Here is a 5,960-nt window from a genome sequence, read left to right as displayed (position 1 = left end):
ATATGTGTATTATTGAATAAAACAAGAAAATACATATGAAATAGTGATTGACGTGCATCTGAAAAAGAAGTATAATAGAAGCATATATCTGGGAGGTGACACAATGGAAGAATGGATATGTGCAAAGGACGTGACAGCGCTTGCTGTGACAGTGCTGATGCATGGAAGAAAGACAAAGGTTGCAGTGAAGACGGAAAATGGTGGATTTGAAATCCAGACAAAATCAATCATTACACAGTATTTGAATCCTAATAATGACCGAAGGAAAATGACGAAAAAAATTGCTGATGCCGTCTGCAATAATTTTGAGTACTATATGAGAGAAACATCGGATAAAGAAAGCTTCACATTGATGTGTGGAAAAGCTTTGCTTTTCATATATTCTGTCAGCGGAGTTGATCTGACTGATATTCTTCGAAATCAATACAGCGATTCTGCAAAGAAAAAAATCTCTGCTTTTCTCTTAAAAGTGGTACAATCTGTTTTTGAGCAGTTTGTGCAGCGAGATCGTATTCGATATACTGAACTGGAAGAACTTGTCTATTCCATGATTTTTGACAAAACTGCATTTGATGAAGCAGTCGAAGAAACGGCAAACGCAGTGGAGATTCCGATCAACACCTATGTACAATATCTGCCAGTGGTTGACGCTTCTTGTTATGCTGGTGGGGAGGTATCTAACGTTCTTCTGACGTATCTTACAGAATTGATTCAGGCTGACAGCCAGGAAGAATGGATACGAACCCATGGTGGTTCAGAGGGTGATATCTTTGCAGGCAATCTTTCTGGGGTACACTGGAAAGAAAAATGCTTTCAGCAGAGATTTGGAATGTTTATTTTGTTCCAACCAGATGTCTGGGTGAAAAAAGTGGGTAATTATCTGTTTGAAAAGATTCAGCTGCAATTATATCAAAGAGCAGTTTACGAATTGTTGGATCGACATGATACTATGGAAAACAGAGTTTTGAAGCACAGCGATTACTTTCAAAACGTGATGCGTGAACTTGAAAATTATACGAACTTCATAGGGCTTCAGGTGAAAATAGACAAGGAACTGATTCTGTTTGGACGATTTCACATTTATCAAAAGGAAATAGATACGCCAAGAAAGCTGATTGCCGAAATGATAGACTTTATTTTTTATGGCGTTTCTGCAAAGGTTGGAAGAGCGGAAATCGTATTAAGAGGTGGAAAAGAGCATGAGATTTTAACTGAGGTTTCAAGGGATTATATCAGTAAGTATGTAAGCGGAGAACAGAAGAAATTTACAGTTGCCGTAAAGATTGCCTTGTATTACAGAATCAAATACAGTTTCGAGAACAGAGAGCATTTTGCATCTTTACTGTGGCAGTTTTTGTATTACGCATTTGGTCTGGATTTCTACATGGTCGAATCCAATGAGGACTGGCTTCGACTGGTGAAAGAACTGCTGGAATGGGTGGAGTCTGGAAAATCAATGGCATACATCCGAGAGGATATGCAAATGCTTTTTGACCAATGGCAACTAGAAAGAATACGCCGTGGTCAGAAAGTAAAGTTTCCGCCGCTTACGCTTAAGAAATTCCGATGTGCTGATGCTCTGGGATTGAGAGATTACACAGCAGTACAAAGCAAGGTTTTGAATATAGATAGCGGGCTGGATACTGTGCCGATTCGGAATGAGATGACTGCGAAGTATATTGAACTGAAAATCAATCGGCTGATGGAAAAGCTTTGCAGGACAGTGGAACTTGCAGAGAAACTGTTCCACATCAGAACACCAGAAGAGTTCAAGGAATACAAACTGCAATCTGGTGAAATGCAGGTGAATTGGAAAGTAAAGTTTCTGTTAGATCTGTGTGATGAGAATGCTGACAGGATTGTAATTTCAGAAGATGAGTTGAAGGAATTGTTTTCTTATATGGCTACGCTGGTGATTGACAGCAGGATACATTCAAAAAATTGTAATAAAAGAAAAGAAGAGTTTGCGGCTTACGCCCAGAGAATTTTCTATCTGAGATCTGTGCGGTATGAGGAGTTATATGGTCCGTGTAGAATGAGAGGAGACAAAGGAAACAAGGCGTTGTTTGACCGACAGAATGCGGAACTGTGGGAGAGCAAAAGAATGAGGGATCTGCGTCATTGGGTGAAACATACACTGGAATATCTGGTCTATTCAGAATGGACGGATGAAAACTGGAACCACGCATAATTTTTTGCTTTTCTCGATTTTTTACGAATTTCAAATCAATGACATTTGAAAAAATCGAAAAGCCAGAGCTTTTTGAGAAAAAGCAAAAATGGATTTCTTTAAATTCATAAAATTTTCAGAAAACAAAAAAATTTTCTCTGGAACGGTGATTATGAGAAATAGATAAAAAACGAGGCATACAACGAAAGAAAATATTACTTTTTTACAAACAGTCTAACATAAAAGTAAAGCTGAATCGAGACGGATCAGCTGTTATGCAGTCATATCAGTACAAATACAGCCAAATCAGATGCAGGGAGACAGAGGTATTACCATTACCTCTGTCTTGCAGAGTTTGTTAAATTATAGTAATGATAATCATAATCAATCTAATTATCAATATGATGAATAATATCATGTATTATATCATAGATCAATATACAGTATCATCATGATATAAATGTATATACATATATATCCTTATATATGTAAGATTATACAGTATTATCATAACTATATGTAGTATACGGTATCTATCACTATTGCATAATTGTATAACATCATATTTCATAGCCAGAAGGAGGATATTATTATGAGAAGTAAAGAAGAAAAGAAGTCCATTACGAAAAGTATTAAGCTATCACCGACACAAGAAATGTGTATTCAGAAAAAAGCGGAGGAAAAAGGAATGTGTTTCAGTACTTATCTGGTGGATTGTGCTTTGCATCATGATCCTGGTATCACACCACAAATGGCAGTTCGGATGCAGGAGCTTGTGAATATGGTACTTGAAATTGCGGACAGTATTGACAGCACAGACTATATCCGAAAAGAGGAATTGCGGCAAAAGGCTTATGATCTCGATGGCTTATTTACTTCTGTCTCACCGAAAAAGAAGTATGAGAACCTGGAGCAAAAGATGGATTTGTTTGTAAAAGGAGGAACTGACTTATGGGAATCTTTAAAGTAATCAGAAATACAAATGACGAGCTGCAATATCTGTATAACGTTCTGAATTATACAATGGGCATACATACAGATTATGATAAACGATATAGTCCAAATGTCGATATATACAATGCTTATGAGCAGTTTCTTTCCGTAAAGAAATATTTCGGCAAAGTCAGTGGAAATCCGGCGTTTCATTTTATTGTCGTGTATAATGCAAGCTCGACTTGGGGCGACAATTATGAGAGAGCGGAATCTATGAGCCAAAGCATTGCCTCTTATTTTGCGGACAAGTATCAGATCGTTTATGCAATACACCGAAAGCCCTGTTCCAAGAAATATGGCAGTTGTTCGTCTGTATATCATGCACACTTTGTCATGAATTCTGTCAGCTATATGGATGGAAAAATGTTCTCTGGCAACAGAGCAGAATTATACGCTTTTTTGACCCATATCAAGCGAATCACAAGAGATGATTCCTGGGTAACACAGTATGGTTCTGAGAAGAAAAATCGTTATCCGGACAGTTCGGATGCTATGGCAGTGTGATTGTGCCTGTTTTGGTTTTGGCTGCATTGTGGCGAAATGGCTTGTTCTCAGTGTGGATGTGGAGTGGGTTGTGGGAGGCTTGATTTTTGTTGTAGTGTTCCAGTTTTCTGAAAATGAATGTAGTACACTCATTCATGGAGGTCAATGACAGAGAAGTGATTTTCAAGGGAATCGAACAGTCGTATTATTACGAAGGGTACGAGAAATAGAGCAGCCAGATGACTGGATCGCATCGGATTATTTTGATTTTCAAGTTCCGAGCAATTCAGTCATTTTTTCTTTTTGTGGAAAACTGGGATAACTTGTGGAAATCCGATACAACTTGAAACTGCACATAACATTCCGTGAAAAAGTCAGTGTATTCAAGTAAGCCGTATAAAAAATCACCAAATGCTCCAAAAAAATACAAACATATTAGTAAAAGACAGGAGGTGATAATTATGGTAGCTCTACAATACGTAGAGACAAAGTACTTTCTGAAAGTTAGCGAGGCAGCAATGATACTGGGATTGAGTGTGCATACAGTTTACAGACTGATCGAACAGGGTGAATTGCAGTGCAAGAGATTAAGCGTCAGAAAGACAATGATCCCTGCGGCAGAAATCGAACGATATGTCAACGAGCATTGAGGAAATAGGAGGTCGCATATGCTTACAACAAAGGAAATCCTTACAAGAGAAGAGGTTATGGAGATTTTGAAAATTGGCAGAAGTACGTTTTATAAGCTTTTGCAGACAGGACAGTTAAAAGGTTTCAAAGAGGGTAACAGATATAAGGTGCCAGTTGAGTCGGTGGAAAAGTATGTAGAGATGAGAATGAAAACATGAAAAAACGGTATGTCCTTTATGGGCATACCGAATTTTTTATGCTTGATGATATTTGAAAGCAATCATCTTTTCTACAATTTCAGCAATCTCAACCGATTCTTCTTCTGAAAGGCATTGCATTGCCGTTTGGATTCTGTGGAAAGCTTCTATATTAGTTGGCTTTATTTCTATGGAAACATCCAGAAGTTCATGGAGTGGGATTTTTAGCCCTTTTGAGATTTTATAGAGCGTTTCGATAGTAGGGCATTTTTCTCCACGTTCTACTCGCCCTAAATAGGCAGGGTGTATTTCTGAATCAAAGGCAAGTGCTTCTTGGCTAAGTTTTTTCTGTGTGCGAAAGGTATAGATTCGCTGTCCGATAATATATGAGATCTGTTCACGATCGATGTCCATTTCGTCCTCCTTTGTGCTAAATATACAATTAAATAATACTTTAACAGCTTTGAAAGTAAGAACTTGTCCAGATAGAAAAAATATGATAAAATAAAGAGTATGAGATATACAAGTGATTTAACAGATGAACAGTGGGAGCAGATAAAGGAATACTTTCCAGCAGGCAATAAAAGCAAATATGACAAGAGGGATCTGGTAAACGCAGTATTGTATCTGGTGAAAACCGGATGTCAATGGAGAAACTTGCCGAAGGATTTTCCAAACTGGAAAGCAGTGTCCATGTTCTACTACCGTGCACAGAAAAAAAGGAGTATGGGATAAAATCCTAAAAATGCTGGTCAAAAAGACAAGAAAAGCACAAGGAAGAAATGAAGAACCAACCTACGCACTGATTGATTCACAGTCAGTAAAAACAACAGCTGCAAGCGAAAAAAGAGGATATGACGGAGGAAAAAAACGAAAGGACGCAAACGACATATCGTAACAGATACGCTTGGAAATCTGCTGTGTGTTTGCGTCCATGCTGCCAATATACATGATACGAAAGGTGGAGTCTTTACTTTTGAAAAGGCTCTATACCGCTATCCAACAATCATTGCTGCTCGTGCAGATCAAGGGTATCGGGGGACATTTAAAAACACCTTTGAAATCTTTCATAACATTCGGATCGACATTTCTCCGAGAATTCAAAATACGTTTGAAGTTCAACCGCTTCGTTGGAAGGTTGAACGGACTTTGTCATGGTTTCAGAGCTCTCGCCGCCTCTCAAAAGACTATGAGATTAAATCTGTTCACGCTGAAACTATGTGTATGATTTCTCATATTCATACGCTCTTGCGTAGGTTCTAACTCTATGTGGACAGGTTCTCAATGGTGAAAAAACCCCCTCTTACGAAGAAGAATACACCTTGTTGAATTCCGCAGTGGAACAGGTTTGCCAAATCGGTGAGCAACAAGGCACTGCAATTATCCCAACATATTGGGCTTTTTATTTGCCAGCCGATGTTTATTCAGAGGCGGTTTCATATTTTGATTACCACTATGATTTCAAATCTGATTTTTTAGTATTGTAG

General features: G+C 38.1%; 9 protein-coding genes. 8 read left to right on the top strand and 1 reads right to left on the bottom strand.

Going from position 1 to position 5,960, the window contains the following annotated elements:
- Positions 1-103: 103 nt before the first annotated feature.
- From QZ375_RS13430 to QZ375_RS13410, 5 genes are all read left to right on the top strand, one after another.
- Positions 104-2,191: a hypothetical protein gene (locus QZ375_RS13430; protein ID WP_295219761.1), complete on the top strand. Its 2,088-nt coding sequence runs from the start codon at positions 104-106 to the stop codon at positions 2,189-2,191.
- Positions 2,192-2,762: 571 nt separating this feature from the next.
- Positions 2,763-3,140 carry a hypothetical protein gene (locus tag QZ375_RS13425; protein ID WP_295219760.1) on the top strand — a complete coding sequence of 126 codons (378 nt, stop codon included), beginning with the start codon at positions 2,763-2,765 and terminating at the stop codon, positions 3,138-3,140.
- On the top strand, positions 3,122-3,667 hold the full coding sequence (locus QZ375_RS13420) for a relaxase/mobilization nuclease domain-containing protein (protein ID WP_295219759.1): 546 nt from the start codon (positions 3,122-3,124) through the stop codon (positions 3,665-3,667). The genes QZ375_RS13425 and QZ375_RS13420 overlap by 19 nt, the downstream gene beginning before the upstream one ends.
- Before the next feature lie 440 nt (positions 3,668-4,107).
- The gene (locus QZ375_RS13415; protein ID WP_295219758.1) at positions 4,108-4,296 is read left to right on the top strand and encodes a helix-turn-helix domain-containing protein; all 189 of its coding nucleotides are present in this window, start codon (positions 4,108-4,110) and stop codon (positions 4,294-4,296) included.
- An 18-nt stretch (positions 4,297-4,314) separates the two neighbouring features.
- Positions 4,315-4,494, top strand: a complete 180-nt coding sequence (locus QZ375_RS13410) for a helix-turn-helix domain-containing protein (RefSeq protein WP_295219757.1) — start codon at positions 4,315-4,317, stop codon at positions 4,492-4,494.
- A 36-nt stretch (positions 4,495-4,530) separates the two neighbouring features.
- On the opposite strand, the gene QZ375_RS13405 is transcribed toward QZ375_RS13410, so the two are convergent.
- On the bottom strand, positions 4,531-4,887 hold the full coding sequence (locus tag QZ375_RS13405) for a helix-turn-helix transcriptional regulator (RefSeq protein ID WP_295219756.1): 357 nt from the start codon (positions 4,885-4,887) through the stop codon (positions 4,531-4,533).
- A gap of 99 nt (positions 4,888-4,986) precedes the next feature.
- Between QZ375_RS13405 and QZ375_RS14330 the strand changes: the two genes are divergently transcribed.
- Genes QZ375_RS14330 through QZ375_RS14325 form a run of 3 tightly spaced genes read left to right on the top strand, consistent with a single transcriptional unit; the run spans position 4,987 to position 5,736 of the window.
- Positions 4,987-5,208: a transposase gene (locus QZ375_RS14330; RefSeq protein WP_365729195.1), complete on the top strand. Its 222-nt coding sequence runs from the start codon at positions 4,987-4,989 to the stop codon at positions 5,206-5,208.
- A gap of 10 nt (positions 5,209-5,218) precedes the next feature.
- Positions 5,219-5,371, top strand: a complete 153-nt coding sequence (locus QZ375_RS13400; RefSeq protein ID WP_295219755.1) for a hypothetical protein — start codon at positions 5,219-5,221, stop codon at positions 5,369-5,371.
- Positions 5,365-5,736, top strand: coding sequence for a hypothetical protein (locus QZ375_RS14325; RefSeq protein ID WP_365729199.1), 372 nt, complete (start codon positions 5,365-5,367; stop codon positions 5,734-5,736). The genes QZ375_RS13400 and QZ375_RS14325 overlap by 7 nt, the downstream gene beginning before the upstream one ends.
- The last annotated feature ends 224 nt before the right edge of the window (positions 5,737-5,960 follow it).

This window comes from Ruminococcus sp. (assembly GCF_019417665.1).
Lineage (GTDB): Bacteria > Bacillota > Clostridia > Oscillospirales > Ruminococcaceae > Ruminococcus_C.
The sequence above is the reverse complement of the archived record's forward strand: the minus strand, read 5'-3'. Positions and strand labels throughout refer to the sequence as shown.

What these genes read in the sequence shown, in the direction of transcription:
- QZ375_RS13400 (WP_295219755.1), top strand. Translation starts at nt 5,219, where the DNA reads ATGCTGGTCAAAAAGACAAGAAAAGCACAAGGAAGAAATGAAGAACCA.
- QZ375_RS13430 (WP_295219761.1), top strand. Translation starts at nt 104, where the DNA reads ATGGAAGAATGGATATGTGCAAAGGACGTGACAGCGCTTGCTGTGACA.
- QZ375_RS13405 (WP_295219756.1), bottom strand. Translation starts at nt 4,887, where the DNA reads ATGGACATCGATCGTGAACAGATCTCATATATTATCGGACAGCGAATC.
- QZ375_RS13410 (WP_295219757.1), top strand. Translation starts at nt 4,315, where the DNA reads ATGCTTACAACAAAGGAAATCCTTACAAGAGAAGAGGTTATGGAGATT.
- QZ375_RS13420 (WP_295219759.1), top strand. Translation starts at nt 3,122, where the DNA reads ATGGGAATCTTTAAAGTAATCAGAAATACAAATGACGAGCTGCAATAT.
- QZ375_RS13425 (WP_295219760.1), top strand. Translation starts at nt 2,763, where the DNA reads ATGAGAAGTAAAGAAGAAAAGAAGTCCATTACGAAAAGTATTAAGCTA.
- QZ375_RS13415 (WP_295219758.1), top strand. Translation starts at nt 4,108, where the DNA reads ATGGTAGCTCTACAATACGTAGAGACAAAGTACTTTCTGAAAGTTAGC.
- QZ375_RS14330 (WP_365729195.1), top strand. Translation starts at nt 4,987, where the DNA reads ATGAGATATACAAGTGATTTAACAGATGAACAGTGGGAGCAGATAAAG.